The organism is Mesorhizobium sp. M1227 (assembly GCF_040318315.1).
GTDB lineage: Bacteria > Pseudomonadota > Alphaproteobacteria > Rhizobiales > Rhizobiaceae > Mesorhizobium.
In genome coordinates this window covers 346,641-363,829 of the sequence record NZ_JAMYLZ010000002.1, presented here as the reverse complement: position 1 = coordinate 363,829, position 17,189 = coordinate 346,641, and the positions used below count along the sequence as shown (strand labels likewise).

The following is a 17,189-nucleotide window of genomic DNA, read 5'->3' as shown; positions in this document are numbered from 1 at the left end:
CCGCGTTCCGGGAGGGTGTCAGCTGCTGGTGTCGGACTTCGGCGCAAATGCGCGGTCGGCAATGCGTTCGATGAAAGCGACGACCCGTTCCGGCTCGACGAATTGCGGCATGTGGCCAAGCCCCTCGACAGGTTCGAAATCGAGCCCGCTGATCTTTTCCATCAGCGGCCAGCCGTGGATATCGATGCCCAGCACGCGATCGGAAGCACCAAACAGAATGCCGGCCGGCAAGGTGATCTCGCCATAGCGTTGCTCGATGCGGCCAAGGTCGTGCGCGATCGCCACGACATCGGTCGATGTCGCGTAGAAATGGCTTGGCCTGAGCCCGCACCAGCCGCCGCCCTCGACCATATAGTCGGCCGGCGCCGTCTGCGGCGCGAAAATGAAGGCAAGCGTCGCTTCGGCATATTTGAGAGCCGCCGGGATCGCCACCGTACAAGCCATGATCCGGCGCCGCAGCGGCGACTTAATGTACAGCGGGCCGAACTTCTCGCGCGCGTCCGGCTCCAGATGGGTCAGCGGTGCCAGCAAGGCGATGCCGGAAATCGCCTCTGGATGCTCGACAGCCAGCGTCAGCGCGATGGCGCCACCCAGCGAATGACCGACGACCAGCGGCTTTTCCAGCCCAAGCGCGTCGATAAAATGCCGCACGACCTCGGCCTGCTCGGACAGCCGTCCGCTGGCGGCCCTGGCCCGCACCGAATAGCCGGAGCCCGGACGGTCGAGCGCGATCAGCCGATAGTTCGGGCCGAACCGTCCGAACAGCGTGTGGCCGAATTGATGAAGCTGCGCGCCGAGGCCGTGCAGGAAGACGATCGGCCGCCCCTCGCCCGTCTCGACATAATGGATGCGGTTGCCGTCGATCTCGATGAATTTGCCACTGGCCGGCACCAGCCTTTCGGCCTTCGCCGCGATCCGCAGTGTCGCCAGCAGCGGATAGGCTGCCACGACGAGCGCCAGCAGAAACAGCGCGCCGGGTAGCCATAGCAGAATTGATACCGGCATTTTTCACTCAGCGCCCAAACCAGCGCGCAGCATCACCCGCCGACGGCTCCACTGCAAGGGAGGTGGCACAGGTGGATCCGTCGTTTGGCGGCATTGCCGCCGGCCGTTTGCCGCGCTATCTCAGGCGACCCGTTTTCCGGAGCCTGCCATGACCGAAATCGTCACCGCCGCCATGCTCGTCATCGGCGACGAGATTCTGTCCGGCCGCACCAAGGACAAGAACATCGGCCACCTCGCCGAGATCATGACGGCGATCGGCATCGACCTGAAGGAAGTGCGCATCGTTGCGGACGAGGAAGACGAGATCGTCGCTGCGGTGAATGCGCTGCGCACCCGCTATACTTATGTCTTCACCACCGGCGGCATCGGCCCGACGCATGACGACATCACCGCCGATTCGGTTGCCAACGCCTTTGGCGTGCCATGCGAATACAACGCCAAGGCCTACGCCCTGCTTGAGGCAAGCTACGCCGCCCGCGGCATCGAATACACCGAAGCGCGCAAGCGCATGGCGCGGATGCCGCGCGGGGCAGACCACATCGATAATCCAGTGTCGGTTGCGCCGGGCTTTCGCATTGGCAACGTCCATGTCATGGCCGGCGTGCCGGCGATTTTCCAGGCGATGCTCGACAATGTCGTGCCGACATTGCGGGCCGGCACCAAAATGCTGTCGGCAACCGTGGAATGCCCGTTCGGCGAAGGCCTGATCGGCGGGCCGCTGGGCGACATCCAGAAGGCGCATCCGGACACGATCATCGGCTCCTACCCGAAATATGGCGACGGCAAGTTCTGGACGGAACTGGTGGTGCGCGCCCGCAGCCAGCAGGCGCTGGACTCCGCACGCGCCGACGTAGAGGCTATGGTGGCTGGCTTGATCAAGGAAAGCCGAGTGGGCTGATCGGCCGGCCTGACGGAACCAGCATCGCGCAGTGACGTTTGTCACGAGTGGGATCGCCGTATGAAGTGAGGGACTGCCATGCGCTTCAAGACCATCGTCGCCATATTGCAGAATGAACCGGATGCCGAGCGCGTCCTCGACTGCGCGATCCCGCTGGCCAGCCGATTCCAGAGCCATCTGATCGGCATCCATGCCGAGGCGCTGCCCGTGCCCTACACCTCTGCCACCGGCTTTCCGGACACCGAGTTCCTGCAGGTTTCCGCCGATATGAACCGGGAGCGCGCCGAGAAGTTGCAGGCCGCCTTTCACAAGCGCATCGAGAATTCCGGGCTGTCGTTCGAGTGGCGCAGTCTCGAGAGTTTTTCCGGCGACAGTGCGCTGACCGGCATCTCGACCGTTCGCACCGCGGACCTGATCATCGCCGCGCAGCGCGAATCGGGCAGCGACCCGAGCGCCGACGTCGACACCCTGGTCTACGATGCCGGCCGGCCGGTGCTGGTGGTGCCGCATTCGGGTCCGCTGGTGACCAGCTTCAAGCACGTGCTGCTCGCCTGGAACGGCAGCAAGGAAGCCGCGCGCGCGGCCTTCGATGCCCTGCCCTTCATCATCGAGGCCGAGAAGACGGACATCGTCGTCATCGACCCGCCAGATACGCTGGACGAGGCGCCGGAAACAGCCGGCGCCGAGATCGCCGCCTCGCTGTCCAGGCATGGCGCGACCGTCAGCGTCTCGGTGCTGAGGTCCGGCGGCGCCTCGGTCGACGACATCATTCAGACCAGGGTCGCCGAGTCGGGTGCGGACCTGCTCGTGCTCGGCGCCTACAGCCATTCCTGGCTGCGCCAGCTGCTGTTCGGCGGGGTGACGCGAACGGTGCTGCGCACCGCCCCGGTGGCGGCTTTCCTGTCGCGGTAGGTTCACAGGGATAGCTGGCAGGACAATAGCTTTGCCGCGCCCTTGCCAAGGCCAAGCCTTTCCAGTTAATTCCGCGCGCATTCCATAGTGTCTGCGCGCGATGCGCGCTTTGCGGAGTGCGCGAAAGATGTCCCTGCCCGAAAAAGCCTTCCCGGTCTCCTGGGACCAGTTCCACCGCGATGCGCGCGCGCTCGCCTGGCGGCTTGCCGGCGCCAACAAGGGGCAATGGAAGGCGATCGTCTGCATCACGCGCGGCGGCCTGGTTCCGGCGGCTATCATTTCGCGCGAACTTGGCATCCGCATCATCGAGACGGTCTGCGTCGCCTCCTACCACGATTATACCAGCCAGGGGCAATTGCAGGTGCTGAAGGAGGTCACGCCGGCGCTGCTCGCCGATGACGGGGCCGGCGTGCTGATCATCGACGACCTCACCGACACCGGCAAGACGGCGGGCATCGTGCGCGCGATGATGCCTAAGGCGCATTTCGCCACCGTCTATGCCAAGCCGAAAGGCAGGCCGATGGTGGACACTTTCGTTACCGAGGTCAGCCAGGACACCTGGATCTATTTCCCCTGGGACATGGGCTTCACCTACCAGAAGCCGATCGCCGACGATCACGCCGGCTGATTCGCGGCAACGCCGCTTGATGCACCGAGTCCGCCCAGGGGACCTCCGCACACCGATAAAGGCGTGGCGCGACGCTGTTGCAGTCGCGCCATTAGGCTGAGATCGGCGCAGATTGACGGAATCTGGCCGATCCGTGAAACATTTTTTACTTTCATTGCTTATAATTAGCCGTAAGATTCGTGAGACGGCAAATGATTCTGGAAGCTGGGGCAAGCTTCTCCGATGTTGACGAGGCCAACGACGCACAACCACAAGGCCGAAAGGGTCCGGCGACTCTTCGGCGCGGTGCCGTACCGCCTTCAGGTTGCAGCGTTGCCTTGGCGCGATAGCGGCGACGGCGTGGAAATCATGCTGATCACCAGCCGCGATACCGGCCGTTGGGTGCTTCCCAAGGGCTGGCCGGAAGCGAAGGAGCCGCTTTGCGAAGCGGCGGCACGCGAAGCCGGCGAGGAGGCCGGCCTGAGCGGCACAATCTCGCATCACGAGGCCGGCCGCTATTTCTATGCCAAGCTGCTGGCTACCGGCGAGGAAGTGCCGTGCGAGGTCCTGGTGTTCCCGCTGCAGGTCGACAAGGTCGCCGACCGGTGGAAGGAAAAGCGGGCACGCACCCGCAAGTGGGTCAGCGCCGCCGAGGCCGTGGGCATGGTGCATGAACCGGATCTTCGCCAGATCATCGCCCATTTCTGCGCCGATCCACGCCGGTTCTCCTGAGCCCGAGCGGCGCATAGCCGCGGTCAGGTCCGGCGAACGCCATCGCCGAAGCACCTCCGCGCGGCGCCGAACCTTCCTCGCCGCGCTCCGCTTCTATCCCCGTTATCCACATATGTGACACACAAGATGTTGGGGTCATAAAAGCTACGCAAACGAATCCTTGACGGCGCAAAACGAGTCGCCTTTTATAGGCCATGCGCTCTTGTTGAGAGTGCGACCGGAAAAGTTTCGAGGCCGGTCTTTTTCCCGGAATATGTGCGTTTTGATCCGCATTCCCGCCTGTTTACGAGGCCGGCGAAGGCGTGGGATTTTGAAGCCTTGGGGGGCGAAAGGGGAGGATTGTCGGACTTGAATAAATTGTCTGTTAATACTATATTTAGTGTTTGCAGGTAGGTTCGACGCTAGATAATGTGAAGCTCCCTCGACCGAGGGCGTTACAAAAAGTTTTCAGTTTTGAGGGACCACAGGGTCCGTGAGCGCGTTGGACAGCGGCCTCGCAAGAGGTTCGACCGGCACGGCGGCGGAGACTGTGACGATGAGAGCCGGCGGTTTTCGAACGCCGGCAGATGGCGGACATGCGCGTTTCCTCAAGAGGGCAGAAATCCTCTGGGAAAAGCGCTATATGTAGACAAAAGGGACCGGACCAATGCGCATCGAGCGTCGTTTCACCAAGCCAGGACAATCTGCCTATGCGGAGATCGAATTCCGCAAGGCGCTTTCCGAGATCAAGAATCCGGATGGGTCGGTGGTGTTCCGCTTGGACAACATCGACGTGCCGGCGCAGTTCTCCCAGGTTGCCGCCGATATCCTGGCGCAGAAATATTTCCGCAAGGCGGGCGTCCCGGCACGGCTGAAGAAGGTCGAAGAGACGCAAGTCCCCTCCTTCCTGTGGCGCTCGGTCGCCGACGAGGCTGAACTGGCCAAGCTGCCGGAAGCCGAGCGCTACGGTTCCGAGACCGACGCCCGCCAGGTCTTCGACCGGCTTGCCGGTACCTGGACCTATTGGGGCTGGAAGGGCGGCTACTTCAAGTCGGAGGAAGACGCGCGCGCCTTCCGCGACGAGCTCGCCTATATGCTGGCCACCCAGCGCGTCGCGCCGAACTCGCCACAATGGTTCAACACCGGCCTGCACTGGGCCTATGGCATCGACGGTCCGAGCCAGGGCCACTTCTATGTCGACCCGTTCACCGGCAAGCTGACCAAGTCGAAGTCTTCCTACGAGCATCCGCAGCCGCATGCCTGCTTCATCCAGGGCGTGCAGGACGACCTCGTCAACGAGGGCGGCATCATGGATTTGTGGGTGCGTGAGGCGCGCCTGTTCAAATACGGCTCCGGCACCGGCTCCAACTTCTCGTTCCTGCGCGGCGAAGGCGAAAAGCTGTCGGGCGGCGGCCGCTCGTCGGGGCTGATGAGCTTCCTCAAGATCGGCGACCGCGCGGCGGGCGCCATCAAGTCGGGCGGCACGACGCGTCGCGCCGCGAAAATGGTCATCGTCGACGCCGATCATCCCGATATCGAGGAATTCATCGACTGGAAGGTCAATGAGGAGCAGAAGGTCGCCTCGCTGGTCACCGGCTCGAAGATCGTCAAGAAGCATCTCGAAGCGATCATGAAGGCCTGCATCAACTGCGAAGGCAATGGCGACGATTGCTTCGATCCGGCGGTCAACACCGCGCTGAAGCGCGAGATCAAGGCGGCCAAGAAGGACGCGGTGCCGGAGAACTACATCTACCGCGTCATCCAGTTCGCCAGGCAGGGCTACACCTCGATGTCGTTCAAGACCTACGACACCGACTGGGATTCGGACGCCTATCTCACGGTTTCCGGCCAGAATTCCAACAATTCGGTGTCGCTGAAGGACGATTTCCTGCGCGCCGTCGAGCAGGACGGCGACTGGCATCTCACCGCCCGCAAGGACGGCAAGGTGCTGAAGACGCTGAAGGCGCGCGATCTCTGGGAAAAGATCGGCTATGCCGCCTGGGCGTCGGCCGATCCGGGCCTGCATTTCAACACGACGATGAACGACTGGCACACCTGCGCCTCGGCCGGTGCGATCCGGGCCTCCAACCCGTGCTCGGAATACATGTTCCTCGACGACACCGCCTGCAACCTGGCCTCGATCAACCTTCTGCCCTATCGCAACGCCGACGGCACCATCGACATATCAGCCTACGAGCACACGGTTCGGCTGTGGACCATGGTGCTGGAAATCTCCGTCATGATGGCGCAGTTCCCGTCGAAGGAGATCGCCAAGCTTTCCTACGAGTACCGCACGCTCGGCCTCGGCTACGCCAATATTGGCGGCCTGCTGATGACCTCGGGTATTCCCTATGATTCCGACGAGGGCCGCGCCATCTGCGCCGCCCTCACCGCGATCATGACCGGCACGGCCTATGCCACTTCGGCCGAAATGGCCGCCGAACTCGGCGCCTTCCCCGACTACGACCGCAATGCGCAGAACATGCTGCGCGTCATGCGCAACCACCGCCGCGCGGCCTATGGCGAAAGGGACGGCTACGAGAAGCTCGCCGTCAACCCGGTGCCGCTGGTCGCCTCGGATCTCAAGCAGCAGGAGCTTGCCGACCACGCCAAGGCCGCCTGGGACCGCGCCATCGAGCTTGGCGAGGAGCATGGCTACCGCAACGCGCAGGCAACGGTGATCGCACCGACCGGCACGATCGGCCTGGTGATGGATTGCGACACCACCGGCATCGAGCCCGACTTCGCGCTGGTGAAATTCAAGAAGCTGGCCGGCGGCGGCTATTTCAAGATCATCAACCGCGCGGTGCCCGAAGCGCTGCGCACGCTCGGCTATTCCGAGGCCCAGATCGCCGAGATCGAGGCCTATGCCGTCGGCCACGGCAATCTCAACCAGGCGCCGGGCATCAACCCCGGCTCGCTCAAGGCAAAAGGCTTTACCGACGAAAAGATCGCGGCGCTCAATGCGGCGCTGAAGTCGGCCTTCGACATCAAGTTCGTCTTCAACCAGTGGACGCTGGGTGCCGACTGGGTGAAGGAGACGTTTGGCTTCACCGATGAGCAGCTCAACGATTTCTCGTTCGAGATGCTGCCGGCGCTGGGCTTTTCGAAGAAGGACATCGAGGCCGCCAACATCCATGTCTGCGGGGCGATGACGCTGGAAGGCGCGCCGTTCCTCAAGGCCGAACACCTGCCGGTGTTCGACTGCGCCAGCCCGTGCGGCAAGATCGGCAAGCGTTCGCTGTCGATCAACAGCCACATCATGATGATGGCGGCGGCGCAGCCCTTCATCTCCGGCGCCATCTCCAAGACCATCAACATGCCGAACGACGCGACGGTGGAAGACGCCAAGGGCGCCTATATGCTGTCGTGGAAGCTGGCGCTGAAGGCCAACGCGCTCTATCGCGACGGCTCGAAACTGTCGCAGCCGCTCAACGCCTCGTTGCTTGCCGACGTCGAAGACGACGAGGACGAAGCCATCGAGCAGCTGATCGCGGCGCCGGCCGCGCAGCGCGCGGTGCAGGTGACCGAGAAGATCGTCGAGCGCGTCGTCGAGCGTCTCTACCGCGACCGCGAGAAACTGCCGAACCGCCGCAAGGGCTATACCCAGAAGGCGGTCGTCGGCGGCCACAAGGTCTATCTCAGGACCGGCGAATTCGATGACGGTCGCCTCGGCGAGATCTTCATCGACATGCACAAGGAAGGTGCCGCCTTCCGGGCGATGATGAACAACTTCGCCATCGCCATCTCGCTCGGTTTGCAATATGGCGTGCCGCTCGAGGAATTCGTCGAGGCCTTCACCTTCACCAAATTCGAGCCGGCTGGCATGGTGCAAGGCAACGACGCCATCAAGAACGCCACGTCGATCCTCGACTATGTCTTCCGCGAACTCGCCGTCTCCTACCTCAGCCGCCACGACCTCGCCCATGTCGACCAGTCGGACTTCGACAAGACCGCGCTCGGACGCGGCATCAACGAAGGCAAAGCGACGCCCTTCTCCAAGGGGCTGACCCGCGGTGCCTCGCCGGTCAAGCTGGTGTCGGGTGCCGAGCCGAAAGGTTTTGCGGGTTCCGGTTCCGGAACTCCAGCCCGTACCGCCCCGACCGCCTTCTCCGGCTCCAACGTGCTGACGCTGAAGCCCGCCAGCGACGAAGCCATCGCCTACAAGCGCGACTACGAGGAGCGCGCCAGGGAACTGGTCGAGGACATCGTCTACGCGGAAGCCTCCGACCCGACGGAGCTGTTCACCGACGAGGCCGCGAAAGAAGCAGCCGAAGCCAAAGCGCTCGCCGCCAACCGGCGCCAGCAATCATTGATGCAGGGCTACACCGGCAACGAATGCTCGGAATGCCATAACTTCACGATGGTGCGGAACGGGACTTGCGAGAAGTGCGATACTTGTGGGGCTACGAGCGGGTGTAGCTGAGTTCAGACCAGCAACCGATGATTCGCATTCTAACTTAGAGCTCCGACAAAATGTCGGAGCTCTTTGGATTTTCCGATGACACACCGCACTGCTGCCGAGGCTCTTGCTAACGAAATAACTGTGCTGGGCAACGATTATGGGCTTGCCTTCCACCATTGCTGCCAAGAGCTTTGGCGGGTTTCATCCTCATGGGACCGCTATGAGGCGCTATTTGGTAGCCAGGAGCGAGTTAACCTTCTGAATGACAGTAGCGGGAGCTTCTGGCATGCGATGCAGAGCGTATTGCTCGAACATGTCTTGTTGGGCATTTGCCGATTGAGCGACACGGCCGGAACCGGGCAGCGACGGAACCTCAGCATTTGGACCTTGGTTCACCTTGATCCATCAAGATATAAGGGCAGATTGAAACAACGCGCTGAAACAGCGGCCAAAAAAACGTCGTTTGCTAGAACTTGGAGAGACAAGCGAATTGCCCACAACGACTTAGAGCAATCGACGGGTGTTGCTAATAAGCTGGCCCCTGCAACCGGAAAGAGGATAACGAGGGCAATCCTTTCGATTCATGAGGTGCTTCGATGGATCAACGCCAAGCATTTTGATAGCGACATGGGTCTTTTGGAAATGGGAGACTACGACGCTATTGAGTTGATGACGTACATTGACGACGGCAGGAAATATCGAGCTTTGAGGGAGTCAGAATATAATTCTGGAACCCGGGTTAGGTATGAAAATAGCTATGATTGGATTCGCACAGGTACGGAGCCCAGCAAACGCTATACAGTCGATTTTGACCTAAAGCTACCAAAGGCAACTAGCCGATAGACTGCCATCGTCGTCCGACTCCAATATCACTTCCCCTTTGCAGTGCTAAATCAAGCTCAGGTGAGACCGATGCGTTACGCGGTGGTGATTGAAAAAGCCGGAAACAATTTTTCCGCTTATGTGCCGGATCTGCCCGGCTGCATCGCCACCGGTGCGACGGTGCCTGAGGTTGAAGCCGAAATTCGTGACGCAATACGCTTTCATATCGAAGGCCTGCGGGCCAATGGGCTGGATGTACCCAAAGGGGGTCAGCCTGGCGGAATATGTAGAGGCGTAGAAGGTGCGATCTCCCCTTCTACCGTTGTGGGAGAAGGTGGCCTCGCGAAGCGAGGTCGGATGAGGGGTGCTCCAGCTTGGCACCGGCGGCGCTCCGTCCAACACCCCTCAACCGTCTCGGCGCTCCGCGCCGAGCCACCTTCTCCCACAGGGGGAGAAGGGGAGAGCGCGCTACCGCCAAGGCTGCAAACTCTCGTCCCGTACGTAGGCGATGATGGTATCGCAGACGGCGTTCAGATCCCGCAGCACGTCATCGTTCCAGAAGCGCAGCACGCGCCCCTCGCCTTCAATTCGGCATCCCGCTCCCGATCATAGCCCGAATCCGCGTGCTGGCTGCCGTCGATCTCGACAATCAGCCTGCCCTCGGCGCAAACGAAATCGGCGATGAACCGGCCGACCGGGACCTGACGCCGGAATTTGATGCTGTCGAGCTTGCGTCCGCGCAGCTCATGCCACAGGCGGTCTTCCACCTCGGTCGGCTCGCGTCGCATAGAGCGGGGGAAACGACGCTTGGTCGGCGCGACGGGCTGGTGCGGCATGGGACGAGGGTATCCAATCTGGGCATGACGTCCAAGGAATTTGAGACCAAGTGTGGAAAACCGAGCGCTATCCCTTCTCCCCTTGTGGGAGAAGGTGGCCTCGCGAAGCGAGGTCGGATGAGGGGTGCTCCAGCTTGGCACCGACGCACTCCGTCCAACACCCCTCAACCGTCTTGGCGCTGCGCGCCGATCCACCTTCTCCCACAAGGAGAGAAGGCAAGAGCTGCCGCTACTCCGCCTCCGCTACCATCTGCCTTCCATCAACCCAGTCGCGCCACGCCCTCTCATCACCATGGAACACGTTGAGGTCGATGCGGCCTCTTACGCCGTGCGACAGGCCGGAGCCGGAATATTGCCAGAACAGCCATTTGCGGTCGGGATAGACCTTTGATGGGTGCGCCGCCACGGCGCGCAGCCAGAACGGATAATCGGGGAAGGCGCCCCTGAGATTGTCACGGTAGAAGTCGGGCGCGGTGTAGATGATCGGGCGCTGGCCGTAATGGCGCTCCAGCCTGTCCATGAACACCTGCATCTTCTCCAGCACCTTTTGCCGCGACGGGCGACGCTTGCAGCTGGATTCGCCGTTCCACTCGACGTCGATCACCGGCGGCAGCGCGCCCTCGACCCTCGGCACATTGCGGATGAACCAGTCGGCCTGCTCGCCGGCGGTGCGGCACCAGTAGAAGAAGTGATAGGCGCCGCGCTTCAGGCCGGCGGCGTCGGCATTGCGCCAGTTCCTGGTAAACATCGGGTCGAGATGATCGCCCCCGTCAGTCGCCTTGATGTAGGCGAAATTGGCGCCCTGGGCGCGCAGCTTTCCCCAGTTCACATTGCCCTGCCAGCGCGAGACGTCGACGCCGTGGACGGCGAGGCGTCTGGGCGATGATGCCTTGCCGAAATTGATCGGCTTGGCATCGCGAAAACCATAGCGCGTGACCGGTTCGGCAAGCATTGCTGGTGCCGCGCGTGTCAGCCGCTTCGGCGGCGACATCAGCGCGATCACCTCGGCCGGCGGTTCGACGTCCTGATCGGGTACGTCCATCGCGACCTGTTGTTCGTCCTGCTCCTGTTCCGCGAAGGCGGGCGCAGCATCAGTTTTCGCAGCAGATGCCACCGGCGCGGGTGGCCGCACAACCGAGCTGGTGGTCTCGGTGGACGGCACTTGCAGCGCATCGACGCCGGAGGCCGACGTGCAGCCGGCAAGGCAGAGCGCTGCGATCGAGAAGATGACGACGCCTGATAACCGCATCTGGACCTGTACGCAAAACACAACAGACCGAAGGCAGGACAACGCCGCCGGACAAACCAAGCTGGATTCCTAACAAGAAACTACCAACAAAGTTTGAATCGAATTGTTAGGGCTTTGCAGCGGGACGTTGGCCGGGCGGAGGTGTGCTGTCCCTCCAATGTTCGGCCACCTGGCTGCCTCGCAATCCCACTTGACAACTCACGGCATGAGATTAGTCTCCACTAATCTTACGGTGTAAGGCCATACTTGGGAGGAAGTCATGCAGCCCGCCGCCTTGTCAGAATTGCAGCCCGTGGCCCCGCCCGAGCCACACTCGCCCGCCATCGGGATCGACGAGATATCTGGCGATCTCAGCCGCGTCATCGAACGCGCCGAGGTCGATGCCTGGCTCGATCTCTATCGCGCCGCCCCGGCAGACTTTGCCGCAAGGCAAGGCCTTGCCATTGCCGAAGATGGCGATCTCGTCTGGACCACCTGCACGACGATCCCGTTCATCCATTTCAACTGCGTCAAGAATTTCGGTGTCGATAGCGCAGCCACCGAGAGCCGGCTTGACGCGCTTCTGGCGCATTATCGCGAGGCCGGTATTCTGAGGCCCTGGTTCTACACCAATCCACATACCGAGCCGGCGACGCTCAGCTGCTGGCTCGAGGCGCGCGGCCTGCAGCGTCAGGGCGGGTGGGAACGCATCTTTCGCGACGCCGCGCCATTGCCAACGGAGCCGCTTTTCCCGAAGAAGAATGTCTCGGTCGAGCGGGTGACGCCGGCAACGGCAAGGGAATGGGCCGGGTTCATCGACAGCCAATATCGGTTGCCGACCTCACCGTGGTTGCTGGCGCTGGCCGGCCGACGCGGCTGGCAGCATTACATGCTGCGGCGGGACGGCGCGGTGGCGGCGGTGCGCTCGATGTTCATCGGTGCCGACGGCATGGTCTGGAGCGGCATCGACGCGCCGGTTCCCGGCACCATGGCGCCGAGCTTCGACCTCGATGCAATGCTCGGCGAAGCGATGGTGCGCGACGGACTTGCGGCCGGTGCAAAACTGTTCGTGGCCGACATCGAGGCGCCGCGCGCCGAACGCGACGGGCCGGCCTATCGCAACTATGCACGCCTCGGCTTCAAGCTTGCCTATTTCCGCAGCCATTACAGCTATTTGCCGGCAAATTCCGGCTGACCGTTTCAAGACCCTAGCCGCACAGCCACAGCTTGTGGCAGGTCGTGGCCATCAGGTGGGCCGGCGGTCCAAAACGATCGTTGACCGCCACATCGTCGTCCGCCCGGCGGACCTTTTCCTCGAGCAGCGTACGAAGTTCTGCCGGCTGCACGCGGTCGCGCTCCATCACCAGCTTGATCATCGGATCGCTCAAGAGCTCGTCCAGGGTGTTGATGCTGTCGTTCATTCCGTCGCCTCCTCGACTGCCGCCCGCACGCAATAGATAGGCAGCAATGATGGCCCGCCAATGACGCTTTGCCGGCTATCTCGTGTCGCTTCGGATTAAATTTTGTCCAGATTTCACCTCAAGCCGGAGGTGGCGCGCCTTCATATTGCGGCAGGCCGTCATCGATCTGCACCCAGGGCTGCTTCGAGGCGGTCCAGATATGCATCTCAGGCCTGAACACCGAGGGATCATCGAGGGAGCCGGTGGTGATGCCGATGATGCCGGCGGAATCGCGTCGGGAAAACATCGTCGTGCCGCAGCGGGGACAAAAGCCGCGCTTGAGATCGGGCGAGGAATTCACCGTCGCCAGCGGTCCGTCGACTGTCACATCGTCGATGCGGAACAGCACGCGCGCGTTGAAGGCGGCACCCAGTGCCTTCTGGCAGAGCCGGCAATGGCAGACGCGCTCATTGATCGGTGCCGCCTCGGCACGGTAGCGCACCGCACCGCACAAACACCCGCCCTGATATCTTGCCATCGCCCGTGTCCCTTCCCTGCGAGGATAGGCGATACCTATCGATAGGCGTGGCGGCGTCAATTGAAAAGCTTTGATGGCGCCATCCAAAGCTGTGATCCGGCCGATGGGCGATCGGCTAGATGCGCCGCGCCAAGGCCTCATCAACGAAATGCCGGCCATCGCGCAGGAGACGGCCGGCAGACAATTAACCGGGCGTCAGTTCGTTTGGTTGACGACCTCATCCCAGGTCTTGACCTTGGTCTCGCCATTGAGGAACGGCAGCGTGGCAGCTGTCAGTTCCGGCGCGAAGAACACGTCGTAGTGGGTGCGGTTCGGCAGGATCGCCAGGCGGTTTTGCGACAGGTTCTCGCGCATCCAGCCGGCGTCCTTCAACCCGCCGCCAAGCATCTGGTAGAACTTGATCTCGTGCTCGGGCTGGTACATGTCGCTGTCGCCGAACACCAGCATGACCGGCATTTTCAGCTTCGGCACGTCGGCTGAATAATCGTAGTCCTTGCGCATATAGGCGCCGAGCTGGTCGAGCAGTTTCGGAAAATCCTCCGGATGCGGCGCGACCGCGACATAGGATTTGTACATCGGCGTGTCCTTCATCATGTCGGCCATCGCCGCGCCGACTTGTGCCTGCTGGCCACGCATTTCGGCGTAGAAGCCGTCCGCGGCGTAGCCGGTCGAGACCAGCACCAGGCGGCGCACCGTTTCGGGATGCTGCACGGCCATGCGGAAGGCGACGCCGCCACCCAGCGAATAACCCATGACGTCGACCTTGTCGTAGCCGAGTGCCTTGACGATCGCCGCCATGTCGTCGCCCATCGCCTCCAGGCTGAGCGGCCGGTCGCCGAGCGCGGTGCGGCCATGGCCCTGCAGGTCGACCCCGATCACGGTGCGGTTCTCGGTAAGCTTCGGCAGCATCGGCGCGAACATGTCGATCGTGCCGAGACCGCCATGCAGCAGAAGCAGCGGCTCGCCCTTGCCATAGACGGCGTAATAATAGTTCAGGCCGTTGATCGGCAGCAGGCCGGATTTTTCCGGCGTCGGCAGTGTTGCGGTTGCGGTCGTCATGGCGGGCTTGGCCTCCTCTGCGTTGATGGTGCCCGGCGCGGCAAATAGCGCGGCGGCCGAGGCGAAAATGGCGAAAAATACCGATCTGGACATCAGTCTCCCTCTCCCGTTTGCATCAAAGTCGCTTGGCGACCTCCTCAAGCTGGTCGGCGCACTGGCCCCAGCCCTCGTGAAAACCCATTTTCTCGTGCTGTTCGCGGTCGGCGACCGACCAATGCGCGACGCGGGCAATGTAGCGGGTCTTGCCCTCGCCCTCGTCCTCAAAGGTCAGCGCGACCGTCATGAACGGCTTTTCGGACGGCTCCCACGCCTTCGTATAGGCATCGGTGAAGACGAGCTTTTTGCCCGGTAGGACTTCGAGGAAGATGCCTGGATTCGGGAACTCCTTGCCGTCGGGATCGGCCATGACGACAAGGGTGGAGCCACCGGTCCGCACATCCAATTCGGCGCGCGGCGTCATCCACGGCTTCGGCGAGAACCATTGCGTCAACAGCTTTGGCTCGGTCCAGCAGCGATAGACGTTCTCGTGCGGCGCATCGATGATGCGCGCGAGAACCAGCTCGCGGTCGGAGTTGGGGGCGATGTCGAGCTTGGTGGTCATGGTGTTTCCTCACACGTCGGTTTTGGCTTCCGTGTCTAGGACGAACCGACACGACGCAAGCCGACACGGCCCGCGAAAAAATCCGCGGGACAGGAGATTCGAACGACGGAAATAAGTGGCTTCAGTGGCGCTTGGCTTGCACCAGATAGGCGTCGATCTCGGTCTCGCCGAGCCACTTGGCCGCTTCCAGCCGATGCAACCCTTCGACCAGGATATGGCGCTTGCCGTCATGGCGCACCTGGATCGGCATCTTCATGCCGTTTTCCAGAATGTCCTCGGCCAGATGGCGGACGGTCTCGGGATGCAGCGTCTTTTTGCGCGCCGTCGGTACGTAGATATCGTTGACCCTAACCTTTTGCACTCTCAGCATGTCGGCTCCCGTGGCGGACAAGGCCGCGTTTTGTGAGATAGTCTGTTTGTCCGGCAACGCCAAGGGAGCGCCCGGCAATGGCTGGCCCGATCGTTTCCAATTGACGCTTGGCCGGCGGATGGCCGAAATGGCGGCCTTCGACCTTAGCGGTGTCCATGAACCACCTGCCGACCGAGTTTCCCGATTTCGGACTGACGCCGGAGCAGCGACGCCAGGCGGTGCGCAGCCATTACTGGGAATGGCCCGGTATGGATGGCGGGCGCGGCGAAATCTGGTGCTACAGCGACCGTTTTTCCTACCGTCCTGGCGACATGGTGGCGCTGCATGTCAGTTCGACGGCCGCCAGTTTCGGCATCGCGATCATCCGCGACGGCGGCGCGGAAACGACAATGTTCGAAGGGACCGGAATCGCGGCGCGCTGGCAAGATACGCCGGACCAATGTTCGGTCGAAGGCTGCGGCTGGCAAGCGTCGTTCGAGTTTCGGATCGGCGACGACTGGCCGTCCGGCGCCTATCGCGTGACGCTGACAGCAGATGGCCGGGACGGCAAGCCGATCCGCTGTCATCACCTTTTCATCGTCGCGCCGCAGCCCGGCAAGAAGCCTGGCCGTGTGCTGCAGGTGGCGGCCACCGGCACCTGGCTCGCCTACAACACATGGGGCGGTTCCAACCATTACGAAGGCATCACCGGGCCAGGCCGGGACCAATATGCACGAATGGTGTCGACGCAGCGGCCTTGGTGCCGCGGCTTCGTCGAGCTGCCCAGGGACGCGCCGCGCGTGCCGCTCGAAGTCGCCGTGCCGCCGAAAACCGTGCCGCGCTATCCGCATATGGAATGGGCCTTTGCCACCGGCCATTCGAAGAAATACGCCTCAGCCGGCTGGGCAAGCTACGACAGCCATTTCTTCCGCTTCGCCGAGCGTGCCGGCTACGCCGTCGATCTCGCCAGCCAGCACGATCTCCATTTTTCGCCCGACATTCTCGACGGCTATGACTGCGTCGTCCTGGTCGGCCACGACGAATATTGGACTTGGGAAATGCGCGATGCGGTCGACACCTATGTCGAGCGCGGCGGTCATGCGGCGCGCTTTGCCGGCAATTTCATGTGGCAGACCAGGCTGGAGGACGAAGGCCGCCGGCAGGTCTGCTACAAATACCGCGCCCGTGCCGAGGACCCGGCCTATCGCGGCGGCGATATAAGGCGCGCCACCAATTCCTGGGAAGCGCCGGAAATCGGCCGGCCGGGTGCGGCGTCCTTCGGGCTTAACGCGACAAGAGGCGTCTATGCCGGCTGGGGCGGCTGCGCGCCGCGCGGCGTACGCGGCTTTCCGGTCTACCGGCCGGAGCATTGGGCGTTTGCCGGCACCGGCATCTACTATGGCGATCTGCTCGGCGCCGACAGCCATGTCTATGGCTACGAGGTCGACGGGCTCGATTTCGAGATCCGCGGCGGCCTGCCCTACCCCACGACCACTAGCGGTGCGCCGGACGGCCTGCAGGTGCTCGCGGTCGGCATGGCGAGCCAGGTCGAGGAAAGCGCCGACATTGCGTTCGAGGACCAGTTTCTCGGCGACGAGGACGGACGCTTCACCGCCGAGACGCTGTTCGGCGAGGCAAGCGATGCCAACCTCGACAAGGTCAAACGCGGCAACGGCATGATCGTCAATTTCCCGCGCGGCAAAGGCGAGGTGTTTCACGCCGGAAGCTGCGAATGGGTTGCCGGCCTGCTAAGGCAGGATGCGATTGTCGAGCGCGTCACCAGAAATGTCCTTGACCGCTATCTTGGAAAGCCATGAC

The 17,189-nt window shown here is 62.5% G+C and carries 17 protein-coding genes; 9 read left to right on the top strand and 8 right to left on the bottom strand.

Annotated features, from left to right (window positions below; translation table 11 throughout):
• Nucleotides 1–18: 18 nt before the first annotated feature.
• A complete protein-coding gene (locus tag NKH28_RS05065; protein WP_352923591.1) occupies nucleotides 19–1,005 on the bottom strand; it encodes an alpha/beta fold hydrolase in 987 nt (328 codons plus the stop codon).
• A 148-nt stretch (nucleotides 1,006–1,153) separates the two neighbouring features.
• Here NKH28_RS05065 and NKH28_RS05060 point away from each other — a divergent pair, with 148 nt between their 5' ends.
• The 7 genes from NKH28_RS05060 to NKH28_RS34435 all read left to right on the top strand — a co-directional run bounded on the left by NKH28_RS05060 (nucleotide 1,154) and on the right by NKH28_RS34435 (nucleotide 9,972).
• A complete protein-coding gene (locus tag NKH28_RS05060) occupies nucleotides 1,154–1,903 on the top strand; it encodes a competence/damage-inducible protein A (RefSeq protein WP_352978045.1) in 750 nt (249 codons plus the stop codon).
• 78 nt (nucleotides 1,904–1,981) lie between these two features.
• Nucleotides 1,982–2,815 carry a universal stress protein gene (locus NKH28_RS05055; RefSeq protein ID WP_352614077.1) on the top strand — a complete coding sequence of 278 codons (834 nt, stop codon included), beginning with the start codon at nucleotides 1,982–1,984 and terminating at the stop codon, nucleotides 2,813–2,815.
• A gap of 127 nt (nucleotides 2,816–2,942) precedes the next feature.
• Nucleotides 2,943–3,443, top strand: a complete 501-nt coding sequence (gene gpt / locus NKH28_RS05050) for a xanthine phosphoribosyltransferase (RefSeq protein WP_023674762.1) — start codon at nucleotides 2,943–2,945, stop codon at nucleotides 3,441–3,443.
• Between the two features lie 222 nt (nucleotides 3,444–3,665).
• Nucleotides 3,666–4,154 (top strand): NUDIX hydrolase, encoded by a 489-nt coding sequence (locus NKH28_RS05045; RefSeq protein WP_352978043.1) that lies wholly within the window; start codon nucleotides 3,666–3,668, stop codon nucleotides 4,152–4,154.
• Nucleotides 4,155–4,800: 646 nt separating this feature from the next.
• Nucleotides 4,801–8,559, top strand: coding sequence for a vitamin B12-dependent ribonucleotide reductase (locus NKH28_RS05040; RefSeq protein WP_352978041.1), 3,759 nt, complete (start codon nucleotides 4,801–4,803; stop codon nucleotides 8,557–8,559).
• A 75-nt stretch (nucleotides 8,560–8,634) separates the two neighbouring features.
• Nucleotides 8,635–9,381, top strand: a complete 747-nt coding sequence (locus NKH28_RS05035; protein WP_352474039.1) for an AbiU2 domain-containing protein — start codon at nucleotides 8,635–8,637, stop codon at nucleotides 9,379–9,381.
• Between the two features lie 69 nt (nucleotides 9,382–9,450).
• Nucleotides 9,451–9,972 carry a type II toxin-antitoxin system HicB family antitoxin gene (locus NKH28_RS34435; protein WP_502906605.1) on the top strand — a complete coding sequence of 174 codons (522 nt, stop codon included), beginning with the start codon at nucleotides 9,451–9,453 and terminating at the stop codon, nucleotides 9,970–9,972.
• Here NKH28_RS34435 and NKH28_RS05025 read toward each other — a convergent pair.
• Together NKH28_RS05025 and NKH28_RS05020 are read right to left on the bottom strand one after the other, a co-directional pair.
• Nucleotides 9,891–10,196 carry an endonuclease domain-containing protein gene (locus NKH28_RS05025; RefSeq protein WP_502906604.1) on the bottom strand — a complete coding sequence of 102 codons (306 nt, stop codon included), beginning with the start codon at nucleotides 10,194–10,196 and terminating at the stop codon, nucleotides 9,891–9,893. The genes NKH28_RS34435 and NKH28_RS05025 overlap by 82 nt on opposite strands.
• Before the next feature lie 229 nt (nucleotides 10,197–10,425).
• Entirely contained in the window at nucleotides 10,426–11,445 is a 1,020-nt protein-coding gene (locus NKH28_RS05020) for a GH25 family lysozyme (protein ID WP_352978038.1), read from the bottom strand.
• 259 nt (nucleotides 11,446–11,704) lie between these two features.
• Here NKH28_RS05020 and NKH28_RS05015 point away from each other — a divergent pair, with 259 nt between their 5' ends.
• The gene (locus tag NKH28_RS05015) at nucleotides 11,705–12,619 is read left to right on the top strand and encodes a hypothetical protein (RefSeq protein ID WP_352978036.1); all 915 of its coding nucleotides are present in this window, start codon (nucleotides 11,705–11,707) and stop codon (nucleotides 12,617–12,619) included.
• Between the two features lie 13 nt (nucleotides 12,620–12,632).
• Here NKH28_RS05015 and NKH28_RS05010 read toward each other — a convergent pair whose 3' ends face one another.
• From NKH28_RS05010 to NKH28_RS04990, 5 genes are all read right to left on the bottom strand, one after another.
• Nucleotides 12,633–12,845, bottom strand: coding sequence for a hypothetical protein (locus NKH28_RS05010; protein WP_352978035.1), 213 nt, complete (start codon nucleotides 12,843–12,845; stop codon nucleotides 12,633–12,635).
• A gap of 118 nt (nucleotides 12,846–12,963) precedes the next feature.
• On the bottom strand, nucleotides 12,964–13,362 hold the full coding sequence (locus NKH28_RS05005) for a GFA family protein (protein ID WP_023674754.1): 399 nt from the start codon (nucleotides 13,360–13,362) through the stop codon (nucleotides 12,964–12,966).
• A 195-nt stretch (nucleotides 13,363–13,557) separates the two neighbouring features.
• Nucleotides 13,558–14,514: an alpha/beta fold hydrolase gene (locus NKH28_RS05000; protein ID WP_352978032.1), complete on the bottom strand. Its 957-nt coding sequence runs from the start codon at nucleotides 14,512–14,514 to the stop codon at nucleotides 13,558–13,560.
• Between the two features lie 22 nt (nucleotides 14,515–14,536).
• Complete coding sequence (locus NKH28_RS04995; protein ID WP_352978030.1) at nucleotides 14,537–15,022, bottom strand: SRPBCC family protein; 486 nt, start codon at nucleotides 15,020–15,022, stop codon at nucleotides 14,537–14,539.
• A gap of 121 nt (nucleotides 15,023–15,143) precedes the next feature.
• On the bottom strand, nucleotides 15,144–15,392 hold the full coding sequence (locus NKH28_RS04990; RefSeq protein WP_023674751.1) for a ParB N-terminal domain-containing protein: 249 nt from the start codon (nucleotides 15,390–15,392) through the stop codon (nucleotides 15,144–15,146).
• Between the two features lie 155 nt (nucleotides 15,393–15,547).
• Here NKH28_RS04990 and NKH28_RS04985 point away from each other — a divergent pair, with 155 nt between their 5' ends.
• Nucleotides 15,548–17,188, top strand: a complete 1,641-nt coding sequence (locus NKH28_RS04985; RefSeq protein ID WP_352978028.1) for a N,N-dimethylformamidase beta subunit family domain-containing protein — start codon at nucleotides 15,548–15,550, stop codon at nucleotides 17,186–17,188.
• Nucleotide 17,189: the final 1 nt, after the last annotated feature.